At 55.9% G+C, this 16,827-nt stretch carries 17 protein-coding genes and 1 pseudogene; 9 read left to right on the top strand and 9 right to left on the bottom strand.

Going from position 1 to position 16,827, the window contains the following annotated elements:
• The first annotated feature begins 2 nt into the window (after positions 1-2).
• From rbfA to pnp, 5 genes are all read left to right on the top strand, one after another.
• A complete protein-coding gene (rbfA, locus tag DPF_RS11720; protein WP_069859874.1) occupies positions 3-347 on the top strand; it encodes a 30S ribosome-binding factor RbfA in 345 nt (114 codons plus the stop codon).
• Positions 319-1,293 (top strand): DHH family phosphoesterase, encoded by a 975-nt coding sequence (locus DPF_RS11715; protein WP_069859873.1) that lies wholly within the window; start codon positions 319-321, stop codon positions 1,291-1,293. The genes rbfA and DPF_RS11715 overlap by 29 nt, the downstream gene beginning before the upstream one ends.
• A gap of 4 nt (positions 1,294-1,297) precedes the next feature.
• Positions 1,298-2,215 (top strand): tRNA pseudouridine(55) synthase TruB, encoded by a 918-nt coding sequence (truB, locus tag DPF_RS11710; protein ID WP_069859872.1) that lies wholly within the window; start codon positions 1,298-1,300, stop codon positions 2,213-2,215.
• 76 nt (positions 2,216-2,291) lie between these two features.
• Complete coding sequence (rpsO, locus tag DPF_RS11705) at positions 2,292-2,561, top strand: 30S ribosomal protein S15 (protein WP_069859871.1); 270 nt, start codon at positions 2,292-2,294, stop codon at positions 2,559-2,561.
• Between the two features lie 188 nt (positions 2,562-2,749).
• On the top strand, positions 2,750-4,951 hold the full coding sequence (pnp, locus tag DPF_RS11700) for a polyribonucleotide nucleotidyltransferase (RefSeq protein WP_069859870.1): 2,202 nt from the start codon (positions 2,750-2,752) through the stop codon (positions 4,949-4,951).
• Positions 4,952-5,055: 104 nt separating this feature from the next.
• Here the strand turns inward: pnp and DPF_RS11695 are convergent, their stop codons facing one another.
• The 7 genes from DPF_RS11695 to lpxB all read right to left on the bottom strand — a co-directional run bounded on the left by DPF_RS11695 (position 5,056) and on the right by lpxB (position 11,855).
• Positions 5,056-6,720: a flagellar hook protein FlgE gene (locus DPF_RS11695; RefSeq protein WP_069859869.1), complete on the bottom strand. Its 1,665-nt coding sequence runs from the start codon at positions 6,718-6,720 to the stop codon at positions 5,056-5,058.
• Positions 6,721-6,857: 137 nt separating this feature from the next.
• The gene (locus DPF_RS11690) at positions 6,858-7,595 is read right to left on the bottom strand and encodes a hypothetical protein (RefSeq protein ID WP_069859868.1); all 738 of its coding nucleotides are present in this window, start codon (positions 7,593-7,595) and stop codon (positions 6,858-6,860) included.
• Between the two features lie 105 nt (positions 7,596-7,700).
• Positions 7,701-7,949 carry a hypothetical protein gene (locus DPF_RS11685; RefSeq protein ID WP_069859867.1) on the bottom strand — a complete coding sequence of 83 codons (249 nt, stop codon included), beginning with the start codon at positions 7,947-7,949 and terminating at the stop codon, positions 7,701-7,703.
• A gap of 7 nt (positions 7,950-7,956) precedes the next feature.
• On the bottom strand, positions 7,957-8,193 hold the full coding sequence (locus DPF_RS11680; RefSeq protein ID WP_141721123.1) for a hypothetical protein: 237 nt from the start codon (positions 8,191-8,193) through the stop codon (positions 7,957-7,959).
• A 126-nt stretch (positions 8,194-8,319) separates the two neighbouring features.
• Positions 8,320-9,483: a DegT/DnrJ/EryC1/StrS family aminotransferase gene (locus tag DPF_RS11675; RefSeq protein ID WP_069859865.1), complete on the bottom strand. Its 1,164-nt coding sequence runs from the start codon at positions 9,481-9,483 to the stop codon at positions 8,320-8,322.
• A gap of 133 nt (positions 9,484-9,616) precedes the next feature.
• Entirely contained in the window at positions 9,617-10,648 is a 1,032-nt protein-coding gene (locus DPF_RS11670) for a Gfo/Idh/MocA family protein (protein WP_069859864.1), read from the bottom strand.
• Between the two features lie 61 nt (positions 10,649-10,709).
• The gene (gene lpxB, locus DPF_RS11665; RefSeq protein ID WP_069859863.1) at positions 10,710-11,855 is read right to left on the bottom strand and encodes a lipid-A-disaccharide synthase; all 1,146 of its coding nucleotides are present in this window, start codon (positions 11,853-11,855) and stop codon (positions 10,710-10,712) included.
• 192 nt (positions 11,856-12,047) lie between these two features.
• On the opposite strand from lpxB, the gene DPF_RS11660 reads away from it, so the two are divergent.
• The 4 genes and pseudogenes from DPF_RS11660 (at position 12,048) to DPF_RS11650 (ending at position 15,792) form a co-directional block, all read left to right on the top strand.
• On the top strand, positions 12,048-12,560 hold the full coding sequence (locus DPF_RS11660) for a nitroreductase family protein (RefSeq protein WP_069859862.1): 513 nt from the start codon (positions 12,048-12,050) through the stop codon (positions 12,558-12,560).
• Between the two features lie 215 nt (positions 12,561-12,775).
• The gene (locus DPF_RS11655; protein WP_069860146.1) at positions 12,776-14,458 is read left to right on the top strand and encodes a glutamine--tRNA ligase/YqeY domain fusion protein; all 1,683 of its coding nucleotides are present in this window, start codon (positions 12,776-12,778) and stop codon (positions 14,456-14,458) included.
• Positions 14,459-14,556: 98 nt separating this feature from the next.
• Positions 14,557-14,730: pseudogene (locus tag DPF_RS14465) on the top strand (Rdx family protein); the annotation flags it as partial.
• 9 nt (positions 14,731-14,739) lie between these two features.
• Positions 14,740-15,792 carry a GGDEF domain-containing protein gene (locus tag DPF_RS11650; protein WP_069859861.1) on the top strand — a complete coding sequence of 351 codons (1,053 nt, stop codon included), beginning with the start codon at positions 14,740-14,742 and terminating at the stop codon, positions 15,790-15,792.
• An 85-nt stretch (positions 15,793-15,877) separates the two neighbouring features.
• On the opposite strand, the gene DPF_RS11645 is transcribed toward DPF_RS11650, so the two are convergent.
• On the bottom strand, positions 15,878-16,261 hold the full coding sequence (locus tag DPF_RS11645; RefSeq protein ID WP_069859860.1) for an ATP-binding protein: 384 nt from the start codon (positions 16,259-16,261) through the stop codon (positions 15,878-15,880).
• Between the two features lie 34 nt (positions 16,262-16,295).
• Positions 16,296-16,631 carry an STAS domain-containing protein gene (locus tag DPF_RS11640; protein WP_069859859.1) on the bottom strand — a complete coding sequence of 112 codons (336 nt, stop codon included), beginning with the start codon at positions 16,629-16,631 and terminating at the stop codon, positions 16,296-16,298.
• Between the last annotated feature and the right edge of the window lie 196 nt (positions 16,632-16,827).

Genomic DNA, 16,827 nt, shown 5'->3' with positions numbered 1-16,827 from the left:
ACATGCAACGAACAACATCAAGACGTGGCACCAGGATGGCGGACCAGCTCATGCGCGAGCTGAGCAGGATCATGGTCGAAGAGTCCCAGGACCCGCGACTTGAACTGGTTTCCATCACCGGCGTCCGTTTGAACAGGGACTTCAGCATCGCCGAGGTCATGTATACCCACATCAAGGGCAAGGGGAGCATTCCCGAGCTGGAAAAAGGATTTGCACAAGCTGCCGGATTCCTGCGTTCCCGCCTTGGTCAGCGGCTCAGGATGCGTCGTGTTCCCGAACTTCGGTTCACATGGGATGATTTCCTGGAGGAGATGGTCTATGACCACATCGATGGACAGGATTCCTGAAATCCTCCAAACGGAAGACGAGTTCCTGATCGTCTCCCATTTCAATCCGGATGGGGACGCCATAGGCTCCATGGCCGCCATGGGCTGGATACTCACCTCCCTTGAGAAACGCTTCAGGATGTACAATGTTTCCGGCATGCCGGACAGATTCGCCTGGTTGTCCATGCCCGCTCCCGTGGAAACGGAACTGCCGGCGGACAAACCCGGTTGGACCATTGTTCTTGATTGCGGAGACTCCAACCGTGTTGGCCAGGACCTGGCCAAACGGCTGGGCAAAGCCCGGGTGATCAACATCGACCATCACCAGGGCAACCCGCTTTTCGGACAGATCAACTGGGTGGATACCCAGATTTCCTCCACTGGAGAGATGGTTGCCGGCATAGCCCAACATCTGGGCATTCCCCTTTCCGGGGACATGGGAGAGGCCATCTACCTTGCCCTGGTCAGCGATACCGGATGGTTCAGCTACGGCAACACATCATCCCAGACCATGGAACTGGCTGCCGACATCATTCGCCAGGGGCTGCGCCCTGATATTTTCACGCCCAGGCTCAACTACAACTGGACCCCCAGCAAGATTCGTCTCATGGGCAGGGCCATGGCCGGCGCCCGGTTCTACTCCCGGGGAAAAATCGGGGTTGTTTCCGCTTCCAGCACGGATTTTGCCAAGACCGGGGCAACAGGCGATGATACCGAAGGGCTCGTGGACATGGTGCGCAATGTGGGCAGCGTGGTTGTTGCCGTGAGCTTCAGGGAGGAAGAGTCGCGCAAGATCAAGTTCAGCCTCAGGTCCACCGGTGAGGTGGATGTTCGCCAGGTGGCTGCCCGTTTTGGCGGAGGAGGACACATCAATGCCTCGGGCGGGGTCATCCACGCCTCCCTTGATTCGGCTGAAAGCCAGATGGTCAAAATGATCCAGGACACCTTGGGTATAAAGGACGAATAAATTCATGCAATCCGCCCAACAACACGGCATTCTCGTTCTGGACAAACCCCAGGGTCCCACTTCGGCTGCCTGCCTGAACGTCATCAAGCGCAAGCTTGGTCAGAAAAAAATCGGCCATGCCGGAACCCTTGACCCCATGGCCACGGGGGTGCTGCTTGTGCTCCTCGGTCAGGGAACCAAACTGGCGCCCTATCTGACATCGGGAATCAAGACCTACGCGGGCGAACTCAAGCTGGGCCTGACCACGGATACTTATGACATTGAAGGCCGGATCATTGAAGAACACCCCATTGACGGCCTGAGCCCCCGGAAAATCCAAAGGGAAGTACTTGACTGGCAGACGTTGACCATGCAGGAAGTGCCACCGGTCTCGGCCGCCAAGCACCAGGGCAAACCCCTTTACAAACTGCACCGTCAAGGTAAAGAAGTACCTGTCAAGACGAAACCCATTCATATTTCCCAGGTGGAGATCATTGGCATTGATCTTCCCCTGGTACAATTTCGGGTCACCTGCTCCCAAGGCACTTACATACGTTCCCTGGCCCACAGCCTGGGGAAACGTCTAGGGTGCGGAGCAACTCTCACGAAACTGCGACGAGAGCGTTGTCACCCTTTTGACCTGAGCCAGGCACATCTTCTTGATGATGTCGTGGCCGACGCCGAGGGATGGCACAACCGTATCATCCCCTTGGCCAAGGCCCTGCCCCACTGGTCCACCGAGGTCGTCTCCAACGAGCAGACCTTGGAGATCATGAACGGCACCTGGCTTCCGGTTCCTCTGGAGGAGAACCATGCGGAAGGCGACCAGCGCATGTTCCTTGACCCCCAAGGCAGCCCCCTTGCCCTGGTTCAAGCGACCATACGTCAAGGCACCCTGCACTGGGCCATCCTGCGAGGACTCTGGTCACCGGCATCAACGTGAATTCTGTCCGGTTCATGCACCGACCCGAATCGGCAATGGCACTGAAAACCAATCATTCTCATCGGAGGATACCGCTGTGGTCATGACCCCAGAAGAAAAAAACAAGATCATCGAAGAATTCAGCCACCATGAAGGCGACACCGGTTCACCGGAAGTCCAGGTGGCCCTGCTCACTCACCGTATCACCTACCTGACCGAGCATTTCAAGGTTCACAAGAAGGATTTCCATTCCAGGACCGGTCTGCTCAAGCTCGTAGGTAAACGACGCAAGCTCCTCAATTACCTCAAGAAAAAGGACATCCAGCGCTACCGCGACCTCATCGCTAAGCTGGGATTGCGCAAGTAGGCTCATGATCTGACAGGACAGAAGGAGGCCCTTCTGTCCTGCTTTTTTGTGCTTCATGTTTTGTGTTTGGTGTTTGGCTCGTGGTTCCAGAATCGGATGACCCTGGAGACACAGGCAAAACACTAAACAACCCCCAAGGGATGTGCAAAACATGGAAGCGTTACCATCAGCACTGCAAAGGAACATCTATGTCAAACACATTTGAAACCACTTCGGTTTCCATTCCCGTCAACAATGACGCCATTACCATTGAACACGGCCGCATCGCCCTGCAGGCCAACGGAGCCGTACTGGTCAGTTGCGGCGAAACATCCATCATGGTCACCGCCGTTACCCAGCCCATGGAACGGACAACTGACTTCATGCCCCTGACGGTCAACTACGTGGAAAAAATGTACGCTGCCGGCAAGATCCCGGGATCGTACTTCCGCCGGGAAATCGGCAGACCCAGTGATCATGAGACCCTTGTTTCCAGGCTTATCGACCGCCCCATCCGCCCCCTGTTTCCCGAGGGATTCCGGGACGAGGTGCAGGTCATTGCCACGGTCATCTCGGCCGATGACAAGCATGATCCTGACGTCCTCTCCCTGGTGGGTGCCTCGGCCGCCATGCACATCTCCGACATCCCCTTTCTCGGGCCCATTGCCGGAGCACGCATCGGGTACATAGACGGCGAATTCGTTCTCAACCCCACCTATGCGCAGCAGAAAAACAGTACCCTCAACCTTCTTCTGGCCGGCACCCGTGATGCCGTGGTCATGGTTGAAGGGGGCGCACACTTCCTCAAGGAAGACCTGTTGGCCGAAGCCATCCAATGGGGCCACAAGGCCATGCAGCCCATGATTGATGCCCAGGAAGAACTCCGTTCAAAAGTGGGCAAGGAAAAGCTCGAGGTTGTGACGCCCGAACCGGACGTGGAACTTGAAAAGATGGTCGAGGAGATCGCCAGGGAAGATCTTGAAAAGGCCCTTGGCATTCCCAAAAAGATGGAACGCTACGCCGCCAAGAGACAGGTCAAGAAGCAGACCATTGAAGCCCTTGCCGCGCAGCTTGAAGACACACCGGAACGTCTTGCCAAAATCCCGGCCATTCTCCAGGACATGGAGAAAACCATCGTTCGTCAACAGATCGTGACCAAGAACATCCGTATCGACGGACGCGACATGACAACGGTCCGGCCGTTGACCATGCAGGTGGGCGTGCTTCCCAGGGCCCATGGTTCAGCTATCTTCACTCGCGGAGAAACCAAGAGCCTTTGTACGGCAACCCTTGGCAGCAGCAGGGACGAGCAGCGCATCGAAACCCTGACCGGCGAGATGGTCAAACCCTTCATGCTCCATTATAATTTTCCGCCCTTTTGTGTGGGTGAGGCCCGTCCCCTGCGCGCTCCGGGCCGCCGGGAAATCGGGCATGGTGCCTTGTCCGAACGGGCCATTGCACCTGTTCTGCCCAGTCTTGAAGACTTTCCCTACACAACCAGAATCGTCTCGGAAATCCTTGAAAGCAACGGGTCCTCGTCCATGGCCTCTGTGTGCGGCGGCACCCTGGCCCTCATGGATGCGGGTGTTCCCATCAGCGCCCCTGTTGCCGGTATTGCCATGGGACTCATCAAGGAAGGGGACGAATACCGTATCCTGACCGATATCCTTGGCGACGAGGACCATCTTGGTGACATGGACTTCAAGGTTGCCGGTACGGCCGAAGGCGTCACCGCCATCCAGATGGACATCAAAATCGCGGGTATTCCCTCCCAGGTCATGGCCAAGGCACTGGAACAGGCCCGCGCAGCCAGGCTTCACATTCTCGAAGAAATGGCCAAGACCATTGCCAAACCGCGGACCGAACTTTCCACCTATGCCCCGCAAATGGAAATCGTGTATGTGGACACAAGCAAGATCCGCGACGTCATCGGCCCCGGCGGTAAAAACATCAAGGCCATTACCGCGGCCACCGACGCCTCCATAGATATCGAAGACTCGGGCAAGATCTCCATCTTTGCCTGTAATCAGGACGCACTGGACAGGGCCAAGGAAATGGTTCTATTCTACGACCAGAAGGCAGAACCGGGCAAGGACTATGATGGTGTTGTCAAGAAGATCATGGATTTTGGAGCCTTTATCGAAATTCTTCCCGGCCTTGAAGGCCTTTGCCACATCTCCCAGCTGGCCCGCGAACGGGTGAACAGCGTGGAAGACGTGGTCAGGGAAGGCGATCCCATCAAGGTCAAGGTCATTGAAGTGGATCCATCCGGAAAAATCCGCTTGAGCCGCAAGGCCGTGCTCATGGAAGAAGCCGGTGAAACCTTTTCCATGGACCAGGCCAAACGGCCCAGTGGTGGCGGGAACAACCGCAACAAGCGCCACGGTGGGAACAACAACCGCCGACGTTAATCCTTAACGCCTGCAATCAATCCATAATAAAAGGCCTTTCCGGTTTCCCGGGAAGGCCTTTTATTTATGCAAAGATGTCAGGGTTCAAGGCTGCCAAGCTACCATCAACGCTTCATCTCATTGAGCATCTTCAAAATTTCATCGCTGGTGCTCACCACCTTGCTGTTGGCCTGAAATCCCTTTTGGGTCAGGATCATGTCCACAAAGGCTGTGGCCATATCCACATTTGATTGTTCCAGGGTACTGGAGGCAATAGTTCCCAAGCCGTCAAGAGCATCCGGGCCCAAATCGAACCGGGCATTGCCTGTACCTGCCAACCCGAATTGCATCCCTCCGCAATCAGGTGTTTCCGCAAACCGGTTTCCCCCCTCCCGGTGCAGGGCAAATCGATTGGGACAATCAGCCACTGCCAAGACAAAAAGACTTCTTTCCTGCCCGTTGGAGTAATGTCCAGTGAGCACCCCGTCACGGTCAACGGAAAGCGCCTGTAACGCACCTTCGGGATAGCCATTCTGATTCTGATATAAGGTAGCCGAACCCCTGTTGTAACTGGTGGAAGCGTTGGCCAATCGCGAAGGATCCTGGACCATGCCAAGCATCTGCAGGGCTGTTTCGGCATCCAGGGCAGGGATATCGGCAGCCGTCAAAAGGGGATCGGGAGCATGGGGAGACGTATCGGCAAGACCGAAATTGACCTCAATACTCCCTTCAAGTTCCTGCCCGTCTGCAGCGACAAACACGGGATCACACAAAAAATAGCCATCATCTGACATGAAAGCGCCTGTCCAGCTGGCAAGATCGCTCATGTTGCCGGTCGTGTCTGGTGTGAATGCGGATTGATTGACCAACTCCCCTGAAGCGTCAAAGGTCATGGTGCCCATCATGAGCACGCCGGATTTCGAGCTTCCCTGGGCAATGGCCCGACCATCTTCCGAGGGGTCCATGGCCAGTAGGTATTCCCACACCATGGTTCCGTTCACATCGTCACCCTGGGACGGGGTGTAAACCGGATCAAAATAGGCACTGACGCGATGAGCATTGCCTGCCTGATCATAAACAGTCAACGGAGACATATAGGTATATTTTGCCGAGTCAAGGGGCTCGTCCTGGCTTGCATCCCACGCATTGAACAGAGAAAAGGCCGGGCTCGAGGCTGCGGCAGGCGTGTTGGCCAAATCGGTAGCCTGGGAATCGAGATTGACCATGACCTCAATACGAGTCGTTCGTTCCGGCGAAGACACAAACCGATCGTCCTCTGCATTCGTCCCCAATCGCACGTCGACCATATTCCCGAAATCAATGCTTTCCGTCAGTCCGGCACCGGAAGCACCTTCCGTGGTAACGGCTGTCGGATCTCTTCTGGTCTGTACTTCATACCCCTGTACGGCTGCTCCGCCGGAATCTTTAAGATATCCCTGTTTATCAAACCTGAAGGCCCCGCTTCGGGTATAGAAAAGCTTGTCGCTATCCGGCGGAGAGACCACAAAAAAACCGTTTCCACCCAGGGCAAGGTCCAAGGATTCCGTTGTCAGCTCAAGGGGGCCACTGTCAAAATCAGTGATCAAATCGGCAAGCTGAACCCCCTTTCCCACCTGTCCGACCCCACCCCCGGTCACAACAGTATCGTTGAAAACATCGGCAAAATGGATACTTGTACTTTTGAACCCGGTGGTATTCACATTGGCAATATTGTTGCCGATAACAGACATGCCCTGGCCAAAGGCCTGGAGTCCTGTGGCTGCGGTGTACAAACTGCCAAACGCTGTCATGATCAATGCTCCTTGTATAGCGGGAAAAATATTCCACGTGTTCTGCCCGATTACGAGAAAGCATGATCAATGCCAAAACAAGAGCCCCTGGAAATCCTTCCAGGGGCTCTTGTGGTCATACCAGTGATCTGTTCCGGCTATTTTCCGGTTTTTCCCATATCCTCGGGGGAATCAAGCAGAGGCAGCACATAGGTTTCAAGGCGTTGACCGGACCGAACCGTGATGGACATTCTGTCGATCCCCTTGTTGGCGGGAAGATACACATAGCCCATGCGGGTATAGGAAGGCGGGATCGGAGTTGATTTCCAGGCGTACTGGACCAGCTCCTGTTTGATGTTCCGTTCGAGCTTGGCCTCGGCCTCAGGCAGCGACCCGGCGGCAAAGGCCGCCCCGCCAACAGCCGCGCCCATGCCCGCGCCCACAAGAACATTGTCTCCGGTGAACATGGTAATGATCGCACCGAGACCACCACCCAGGGCAGCCCCCAGCCCTCCGGACTTGAGAGCGTTTTTCGCGGTTTGCTTGAAGGTTTCCGAGGCAAAGGCTAGCCGTACGGCCTCGTCCGTGGAATAGGGCAGATAATCTCCATCGGTTCCCACCCCGCGCATCTCTTCTTCCAGCACCTTGGGCGTGGACTGGCCGATATTCTTGAACACCAGAAAGACGGGTTCAAGATCAGCCTTGCTGTAATCAAGTCCCTGTCCGGAATACTCATATTTGATGGCGGCAATGTCCCATTCAGGGGTCTTGATGGCATTGTGGACCTGGGAAGGATCCACCACTCGACGCGGCTGGGGAAGTGGACTGGTCGGGGCACAGGCAAAAACCGGGATCAGAAAAAGAAGAACCAAAAAGATGCACAATCTGGATTTCATACAGGTTGCCTCCTGATACGCTTAAATGGGGCGTGAGGTTCGGGGCGAAGCGACCGCCCACGCAAACGCGCGGTCGCACAAGGCAGGGCATGCCGGTTCCGGCCGTCAGGATTCTCTGGCCGCTTTCCACCTGGAAACAGGAGTCGTGGCAACCATTCCCTGTTCACTGATGGTGACCACCCCCTGCATTTCAAGCTCCTGCAGACTTTTTTCAAAGCTGTCTGCACTGGCATTCCATTTGGTCAAAAGGATCTCCCTGGTAACACGTCCTTTGGACCCCTCGAAATGATCCAACAGAATATACAGGGAAACAGCCTCAACAGACAAGCCCAATTCGAAAATAGTATGTTCCATGTCTCTGTCAATCCTTGACTGCATGTTGGTGCAAACGGCGAAGCGCACAACCGGCGAGGACTTCTCCCCCATTGGCCACGGCATCGGCTATCTCCCCTGACCGCCCAAGGGCCATGATGTCCTGGAGTCCTTCGAGAATACCTCCGACTAGCACAAGGGCAACAAAAAGCACAAGGTTTTGCTTGCCGGTCAACTTCCAGGGAAAAGTGACCGCCAGAACCATATAGGTAAGCAGATGGGCCATCTTGTCACCCCCCGGGATATCCATGCCCGGCGGAAGAGGACGCAGGGAAACAAGAATTACCCAACAACGCGAGGATCCAGGCAAGACGACCCCCCGGACAAACCAGGCCGGGCATGGCTGCATGGCCTACATCTCCCGGATGACAGTGGCGATGTGTTCCTGGGTGGCACCGTCCAGATACGGGTGCATGGGCAGGCTGAGAATCCTCTCGCCGGAACGTTCGCTTACCGGCATGGTCCCTGACTCATAGCCAAGTCCCCTGAAGGCAGTTTGCAGATGCAGGGGTATGGGATAGTACACGGCCGTTGGTATTCCGTGTTCATTCAGCCGGGCACGAAGTGCTTCCCGGTGCGATGCATCCCGGGCCAGAACGGAATACTGGGCCCAGACCGACACATACCCTTCTGGTACCCGGGGCGTGATGACCTCCTCGCCCAGAAGCTGGGCGTACCTGTCGGCCACCTTGTTGCGGGCCTTGATTTCATCCGGAAAGAGCTCGAACTTGGCCAGGAGCACGGCCGCCTGCAGGGAATCGAGCCGGCCATTGATCCCGATGCGCACATTGTCATAGCGATCAGCACCCATGCCGTGCACCCTTATGGATCGCAACTTTTCCTCGAGTTCCCCGTCATTGGTAAAGCACATGCCACCATCCCCGTAACACCCCAAGGGCTTGGCCGGAAAAAAGGAGGTGCATCCGATGTCACCGAACCCGCAGGCCCTGGATGACCTGTCTTTGTACACGGCGCCGAAAGCCTGGGCAGCGTCTTCAATGATCCTGAGATGATGCGCCTTACACAGGGATTCGATTCGATCATAATCCGCAGCCAGGCCAAAAAGATCGACCGGGATGACCGCCCTTGGGGTCAGTTCCTCGTACCCCCGGGGCAGGGGATAGATGGAGTTGTCCCGGGCCTCAAGGGCGTTGATGGCCTTTTCCAGGCATGCGGGATCCATGTTGAAGGTCACGGGATCAATGTCCACGAACACGGGCGTGGCCCCGACCATGGCGATCTCTTCGGCCGTGGCAAAAAAAGTGAACGGGGTGGTGAAAACCGCGTCCCCGGGCCCGATATCCAGGGCCATGAGGGCCATGAGCAGGGCATCGCTCCCTGACGAACAGCCCAAGGCGTACCTGCTTCCGATGTATTCGCCAAGCCGTTGTTCAAGTTCCTTGATTTCCGGCCCCATGATATAGGCCCCATGCCCAAGCACCTGGTCCATGTTGGCGCGGACCTTGTCCTCTATAAGGGCGTACTGCGCCTTGAGATCAATAAATGGTATGCTCATGAAATAGCTCTGCTTTGTTGGTGGTGTTGCATCCTTGTGGTCAGAAACAATGCCTGATCTGAGCCGTGCCCGTTCGCAACGACCATGCAGGCTTTCCGCCTTGTCACATGGCCGTAAGGCCGGAGACAGATCTTCAGTCTGCTTCCTGCGCCCTGTGATTCGGGCACCGTCCCCCCTGCTGCACGTCCTCGGGATGCCGGATTTTCTGCAAAATGGTCGCGGCCACATCCAGGGCCCGCAAACCGTCCTCTCCCGTGACCGGGGTATGTTCGCCCTTGTTGATGGCCTGGGCAAACTTGTCCAGCTCCAGCTCCATGGAATTGACCTCGGGCACTTCAGGCCGCTCATAGAGCACCTGCTTGGCCCGATCACCCTCGCCTATGGTGGCCACGGGCAACCCCTTGCCACCGGACACCTCGCCAGTTGAAAGCTGAAAAATTTCCGACTGCTTCTGAAGAAAGTCAATGGAAATATACATGTTTTTCTGAAAGATGCGCATTTTGCGCATGGCCTTGACCGAAATCCTGCTCGTGGTGATATTGGCCACGGCCCCGTTGTCAAAGGTCAACCGGACATTGGCGATATCTTCGGTATCGGAAACAACGGCAACCCCCGAGGCGTCTATGGATGCCAGGGGGCGGTCCACCAGCGCCAGAATAATATCCAGATCATGAATCATCAGGTCAAGGATCACGCTCACATCCGTGCCCCGGGGATTAAAGGGACTCAAACGGTGGGATTCAATGAACATGGGCTCAAAGGAATACTCCTTGAGAGCCAAGACCGCAGGGTTGAACCGCTCGATATGCCCGACCTGCAACTTCTTTCCGGCCTGTTTGGCCAGATGAACGATCCTTCTGGCCTCGTCCACCGTGGCGGTAATCGGCTTTTCCAGGAAAATATGGCACCCGTGCTCCAGAGCCTTTTGGGCCACCTCGAAATGGTGCACCGTGGGCACAACAATGCTCACTGCATCCACCTGATCGAGGAGTTCCTCCATGGTCTCGAAACAGGGAACACCGACCTGCTCGGCCACCATCCTTCCCCTGGATACATCCGTATCGTAGACGCCAACCAGATCAAGCGAAGTCATCTGCTTGGCCACCTTGGCATGGATCGCCCCGAGATGACCGACACCGATGATTCCATAAGCAAGTGCGTTCATGCGTAACTCCATTGAAGGTATGTGTATCCTCTAGTACAGCAGCTGCCATTCAGGAAAATGGTCAGCGCGTACCGGATACGTATTCTGCAACAATGGCAGCGGCCCGATCCGTTGCCTTTCCCGGACCCATCATGGCGGGCAAGGTTTCGAGTTCGCTGCGTATCAGCTCGAGACGATCGGGATGCTCAAGCCATGATTGCCCCAGGGCGGCCATGGCCTGGGGGGTGGCCTCGTGCTGGATGAATTCCGGAAAGACCCTTTTGCCCAGGATCAGGTTGACCATGCCGATAAAAGGCACCCGGATGAGCCTGCGACCAATATGATAGCTCAAAAAAGCCACCTTGTAGGCCAGCATGGTCGGCACCCCGAGCAGGGCGCATTCAAACGTGGCCGTGCCGGAAGCAGCAACAACAAAGGAGCATTGCCTCAAGGCATCGTATCTGTCTGTTGCCGGTACAATATCCACGGGCACGTCCTGGAGCCACAACGATTGTATGGTCTGCAGCTCCACCTGGGGAGCCTGAACAAGGGTAAACCTCAATGCGGGATCCCTTGCCCACAAAAGGGAGGCGACCTTGGCAAATACGGGCAAAAGGGAGGCAATTTCCTTGTGCCGGCTGCCGGGCAGGATGCCTATCCGCTTGGCATCGGGACCAATCTTCCTGCGGGTTGCAAGATCCATGGTTTCAAGCAGGGGATGACCCACAAAGGTCGCATCAAGTCCATGCTTGCGGAAAAAAGGCTCTTCAAAGGGAAAGATGCACACGAGGCGGTCTACATAATGCTTGAGAAATTTGACCCTGCCCTGCCGCCAAGCCCAGACCTGCGGGGTGATGTAATAGACAACCGGGATGGAAAGTTTTTTGGCCATTTTGGCCACCCGGAAATTGAAATCCGGGGAGTCGATGAGCACCACCACTGCAGGCCGTTCTTTTTCCAGAAACCGGCGCATGCGTGTAAACAGCCCCAGAATCCGAGGCAGGTGTCCTATGACCTCGGTAAGCCCCATGACCGAAAGGGCTTCGGAATGGATCAATGCCTTGAATCCCCGTGCACGCATGGTGCTTCCGCCCATGCCAACACAGGAAAGGGCGGGATCAATCGCGTGCAGGGCATCAACCAGCATGGCTCCGTACATGTCTCCGGAGGCCTCTCCCGCACAGATGAAAACCTTTTTCAATGTACCTTGGCTTCGTGTTTGCCTCATGGTCCTCCCGGCACCGTGGTTTGTAATCGACAAAGGCATAGTCCTTACTCTCCAACCCGTGCCAAGTAAATGATCAGGTTGGGCCCCAGGAAACGCTGGAAGCGTCCTGGTACCCGGATTGCGGCTTGACAGAACCCCAGGCGCAAGGACATTTATGGTACCTTTGATCCATCCCAGTCCAAGGAGTTTGCCATGCTCGACCTTTTGCGCACCAGACGAAGCATCAGGGCCTTTGATGCCCGTCCCGTTGCCCCGGAGCTTGTGGCCGCCCTCAAGGAAGCGGTTCTTCGTGCGCCTTCCTCCCGCAGCCTGAACCCCTGGCACTTTCTGTTCGTCACCAACACGTCTCTGCTTGCAACCCTTGCCACATGCAAACCGCACGGGGCCGGATTTCTCAAGAACGCCCCCCTGGGGGTGGTTGTATGCGCTGACCCGTCCCTTTGCGATGTCTGGGTGGAGGATGCGTCCATCGCCTCGCTCATTCTGCACCTGACCGCCCACAGCCTGGGCCTTGGGAGCTGCTGGATTCAGGTACGAAAAAGGATGCACGAGCAAGGAGCACCCGCAAGCGACTACATCAAACAGGTGCTCGACCTGCCAGATCACCTGGAAGTGGAATCGATCATTGCCATGGGCTATCCCAAAGAGTCCCCCAAGGGGCACCCCAAAGAGAGCCTGCTCTGGGACCGGATTGAGGAACGATAAACTGCGCTGAATGATCGCGTCAGCCCATTGCCTTTCGTGAACGTCCTTCTCTCCCCGTGCTCCTCGGCACAACACCGGCAGACCGCCTTGTGCCCCACCATCCAGGCAAAGCCCGCCGGGGAGATATCCTGGAGCATGTCCGGAATGACACATCTTTTCGTTCCGTCATCTTTTTTCTGTTTTCTGCACTCTGCCTATCAATCAAGGATCAACGCATGACAACACCAGCATCAACCCCCTCATCCCATTTCATCAAAGCCATCATTGACAAGGATCTTGCCCAGGGCAAGCACGCGCACATCGTGACCCGATTTCCCCCCGAGCCCAACGGTTTCCTGCACATCGGACATGCCAAGTCCATCTGTCTCAATTTCGGTCTTGCCGAATCCTATGCAGGCAGCCATTGCAACCTCCGCTTTGATGACAGCAACCCTGCCAAGGAAGAACAGACATATATTGACGCGATCATCCGCGATGTCACATGGCTTGGATTTTCCTTTGGCAATACACCGTGCCATGCATCGGATTATTTTGAAACCCTGTACAACCTGGCTGTTGAATTGATCCAAAAAAATCTGGCCTATGTGTGCGAACTTTCGGCCGAGGACATCCGCGCCTACAGGGGTACTCTGACCGAGCCCGGCAAGGAAAGCCCCTTTCGCAACCGCTCGGTTGAGGAAAACCTGGATCTGTTCGCCAGGATGCGCCAGGGAGAATTCGAGGAAGGAACCCATGTTCTCAGGGCCAAAATCGACATGAACTCCCCCAACATGAACATGCGCGATCCCGTCATCTACAGGATCATCAAGACCCCGCACCCGCGAACGGGAACAACGTGGTGCATCTATCCCATGTACGATTTCGCCCACTGCATTTCCGATGCCCTGGAAGGCATTACCCATTCCCTGTGCACCCTTGAATTCGCGGACCACAAGCCCTTGTACGACTGGATCCTCGACCATGTGAGCGTTCCCTGCCACCCTGTACAGATCGAATTTGCCCGGCTGAACATCAATTATACGGTAACCAGCAAACGCAAACTCCATGAACTGGTCCGGGAAGGACTGGTGGACGGATGGGACGATCCCCGCATGCCCACCCTGTCAGGAATGCGCAGGCGGGGCTTTCCCCCTGAGGCCATCCGTGCCTTTTGTGAACGCATCGGGGTGAGCCGCAAGGACAGCTGCGTGGACATGGGAGTGCTGGAAAGCTGCGTGCGCGATGCCCTCAATGATACGGCTCCGAGAACCATGGCCGTGCTCAAGCCCCTGAAAATCGTTCTCACCGACTATCCCAACGACCAGGAAGAATATTTCGAACTCCCCGTGCATCCCAAGAATCCGGCCATGGGAACGAGAAAGGTGCCCTTTTGCCGGGAAATCTACATTGAAAAGGATGATTTTCTGGAAAACCCGCCCAAAAAATTCTTCCGCCTTGCTCCCGGACGGGAAGTGCGTCTACGCGGTGCCTATCTGGTCACCTGTACCCAGGTGATCCGGGATACAACAACCGGCGCCATCAAGGAAATCCATTGCACCCATGACCCGGCCAGCCGGGGCGGGGACGCTCCTGACGGACGCAAGGTCAAGGGGACCCTGCACTGGGTTTCGGCCCGCCATGCCCTGGATATCGAAGTGCGCCTCTACGACCGGATGTTCTCGGTTCCCTTTCCCACTGCGGACAAGGGCAAGGATTTCAAGGAGTTCATCAATCCCGAATCCCTGCGTATCCTGACGGGGTGCAAGGCCGATCCCGCTCTGGCCCAAGGTCGTCCCGAGCAGGGATTCCAGTTCGAACGTCAGGGATTTTTCTGCCGGGACAGTAGGGACAACGACCAGGGCATGCCGGTCTACAACCGAACTGTCACCATAAGGGATTCCTGGGCCAAAAAGAAATAGCATGGGGACATGCACGCCAGCAATGGCAGAACTTCCCCGGAAAAGGATCAGCCATGAACATCGAAATATTCTATTGCACGGTTTGAAACTATTATCCCAAGGCCGCCGGTCTGGCGGCTGCCCTGCAAGACGCCCTGGACTGCACGGTCACCCTTACTCCGGGACAAACCGGCGATTTCGAGGTGGTCAAAGAGGGGAAAACAATCTATTCCAAACGCCAAACAGGGAAGATTCCGCCTCCAGAGACCATTGTAAAGCTCCTTGAAACATAACAGGTTACCATGACCAAAAACGGATCACCACCTTCTGGCAACCATTGCCCCCCCAAAAGTCCCGGGTGGGATGAAGAACTCTTCATCCTCAATTACGCCACCCGGCTGTTCATGGCCATTACCGACAAAAAGACTTTGATCCAGACGGCACTGGAAACCTTTGCCGATTTCTCCAGGACACAGCAGGTGGGGATCATGACCGTGGACGAAAAAAAGCTCAATCTCACCGAGGAAGGGTCTTTTGATCACGGCAAAACCACCTTTTCCTCCAGGGCCTGCTCTCTGAAAAAGGGTTCCCCGGAACACGAAATCATCATGTCCCACGAAATACGGGAATGTTTCCTGGACCTGAACGTTTTCCCCTGGATCACGTCCCAACAGACATCGAACCTGACCCAGGGATTGTGCATCCCCGTGGCCCGATCCTCCAAGCAACTCATGGCGGTGGTCACACTGACCATCGACAACCACCCCCTGGAATTTGAAACCGTGCAACGTCTCAGGGTCCTGGCATCGATCTTTGCCCTCTCCCTGGAGAACATGCACCTTTTTGAACTGGCTGTTGTTGACGGACTTACTGGCGTGCATGTCCGGCGGTATTTCGAAATCAGGGCCAATGAAGAAATGGCCAAAATGAAACGCACCCCTCACTATCTCGGCATCATCCTCATGGATATAGATGAGTTCAAGACGATCAACGATCGCTTCGGCCATGTGGTCGGTGACCAGGTTCTGGTGGAATTTGCCGGGAAGATCTCCCAGGGATTACGCAGGGACATCGACATTGTCTGTCGCTACGGAGGGGATGAATTCGTGATCCTTCTGCCCCAGACAGGTCCCGAGCAGACCCGATGCATAGCCCAACGCATCCTGGATGATGTCAGCAATCATGTTTTCAAGGCCCTGCCATCGGGACATGAGGTGTCCATTTCTGCCGGAGCCATGTGCATCGGTCCCCAGCAGCCCATTCCCATTCAGGAGCTGATCCATCGGGTGGACAAACTGCTCTACAAGGGCAAGCAAAGTGGCGGCCACAGGGTCGTGACCCCAGAAACAGACTGAAACACGTGGAAAGATGGTGCGCCAAGCCAAAGGACACAAACGCTCCGATACCCTGTGGGTGTCGGAGCGTTTGTTTGGGAAGGTCTTACTGAGAAAGGGAAAAGGTGACAGTCAGGACATTGAAGCCATCCCGCCGTTCATAGACAATGGAATCAGCCATGTTTCTGACCAGGTGGATGCCGAGTCCACCTATGGGACGCTGTTCTATGTCCAAAGAGGTGTCGGCAGTGGCTCGCTCCAGGGGATCAAAGGCTGCGCCCCGGTCCTTGATGATGAAGGCCAGGCGGTCAGCCTCGCACCGGCAGCACAGGGTGACCTGCCCGGGACAATCCCGAGGATAGGCATAATTGAAGACATTGACCAGAAGCTCTTCAAGGACAAGCTCAATCTTACCCTGCAGGGCCTCCGGCCCGCCCGAGCGGTGCAGACAGGAGCGGGCAAAGGTTTGCAGGGCGTCAAGAGAAGCCATGTCGGCGTCTGCCGTCAGACATTGCGTGCAGGCATCAACCGAGTTTGGCGAGCGCATCGTCTTGGCTCTCCCCCACAGGAAAGATCGAACTGAACCCGGACATTTTGAACACCTCGCTCACCATGCCGGAAAGATCGTAAAACGCCAGTCCCCCACCAAGCCCCTTGAGTTTCTTGCCAATGAGCAGCACGCTGCGCAAACCCGCACTGCTCATGTACTCCACCTGAGCCATCTGCACACAGATATTTGTGGCCCCGCCATCAATGATGGCGTTGCATTGTTCTTCAAACTGGGGAGCGGTCACAGCATCCATCCGCCCGCGCACCGTGAGAATCACGGCATTATCCTTTTCTATCTGCTCAAATTCCATTGTTCACCTCGGTTTCTGCATCTGCGACAAACGCGGGAAAAAGGAGCCCGGGAAGACACCCTTTACGCCTGCCCAAGGGGCAAACACCACAAGGGGTTCAAAGCACCCCTCCCTCGCGGCCTGCCCACCGGACGACCTTTTTTCGGGGTTGGCGCCCTGTTTATTGAGGGCCGTGCCAGATGCGATCCAGGACCCC

The sequence above is a fragment of the Desulfoplanes formicivorans genome (genome assembly GCF_001748225.1).
Lineage (GTDB): Bacteria > Desulfobacterota > Desulfovibrionia > Desulfovibrionales > Desulfomicrobiaceae > Desulfoplanes > Desulfoplanes formicivorans.
Note: the sequence above shows the minus strand (reverse complement) of the source record. Positions and strands in the feature narration are given on the sequence as shown.

Coding starts and splice junctions, on each gene's coding strand:
- rbfA (WP_069859874.1), top strand. CDS start 3: ATGCAACGAACAACATCAAGACGTGGCACCAGGATGGCGGACCAGCTC.
- DPF_RS11715 (WP_069859873.1), top strand. CDS start 319: ATGACCACATCGATGGACAGGATTCCTGAAATCCTCCAAACGGAAGAC.
- truB (WP_069859872.1), top strand. CDS start 1,298: ATGCAATCCGCCCAACAACACGGCATTCTCGTTCTGGACAAACCCCAG.
- pnp (WP_069859870.1), top strand. CDS start 2,750: ATGTCAAACACATTTGAAACCACTTCGGTTTCCATTCCCGTCAACAAT.
- DPF_RS11695 (WP_069859869.1), bottom strand. CDS start 6,720: ATGACAGCGTTTGGCAGTTTGTACACCGCAGCCACAGGACTCCAGGCC.
- DPF_RS11690 (WP_069859868.1), bottom strand. CDS start 7,595: ATGAAATCCAGATTGTGCATCTTTTTGGTTCTTCTTTTTCTGATCCCG.
- DPF_RS11685 (WP_069859867.1), bottom strand. CDS start 7,949: ATGGAACATACTATTTTCGAATTGGGCTTGTCTGTTGAGGCTGTTTCC.
- DPF_RS11680 (WP_141721123.1), bottom strand. CDS start 8,193: ATGGCCCATCTGCTTACCTATATGGTTCTGGCGGTCACTTTTCCCTGG.
- DPF_RS11675 (WP_069859865.1), bottom strand. CDS start 9,483: ATGAGCATACCATTTATTGATCTCAAGGCGCAGTACGCCCTTATAGAG.
- DPF_RS11670 (WP_069859864.1), bottom strand. CDS start 10,648: ATGAACGCACTTGCTTATGGAATCATCGGTGTCGGTCATCTCGGGGCG.
- lpxB (WP_069859863.1), bottom strand. CDS start 11,855: ATGAGGCAAACACGAAGCCAAGGTACATTGAAAAAGGTTTTCATCTGT.
- DPF_RS11660 (WP_069859862.1), top strand. CDS start 12,048: ATGCTCGACCTTTTGCGCACCAGACGAAGCATCAGGGCCTTTGATGCC.
- DPF_RS11655 (WP_069860146.1), top strand. CDS start 12,776: ATGACAACACCAGCATCAACCCCCTCATCCCATTTCATCAAAGCCATC.
- DPF_RS11650 (WP_069859861.1), top strand. CDS start 14,740: ATGACCAAAAACGGATCACCACCTTCTGGCAACCATTGCCCCCCCAAA.
- DPF_RS11645 (WP_069859860.1), bottom strand. CDS start 16,261: ATGGCTTCTCTTGACGCCCTGCAAACCTTTGCCCGCTCCTGTCTGCAC.
- DPF_RS11640 (WP_069859859.1), bottom strand. CDS start 16,631: ATGGAATTTGAGCAGATAGAAAAGGATAATGCCGTGATTCTCACGGTG.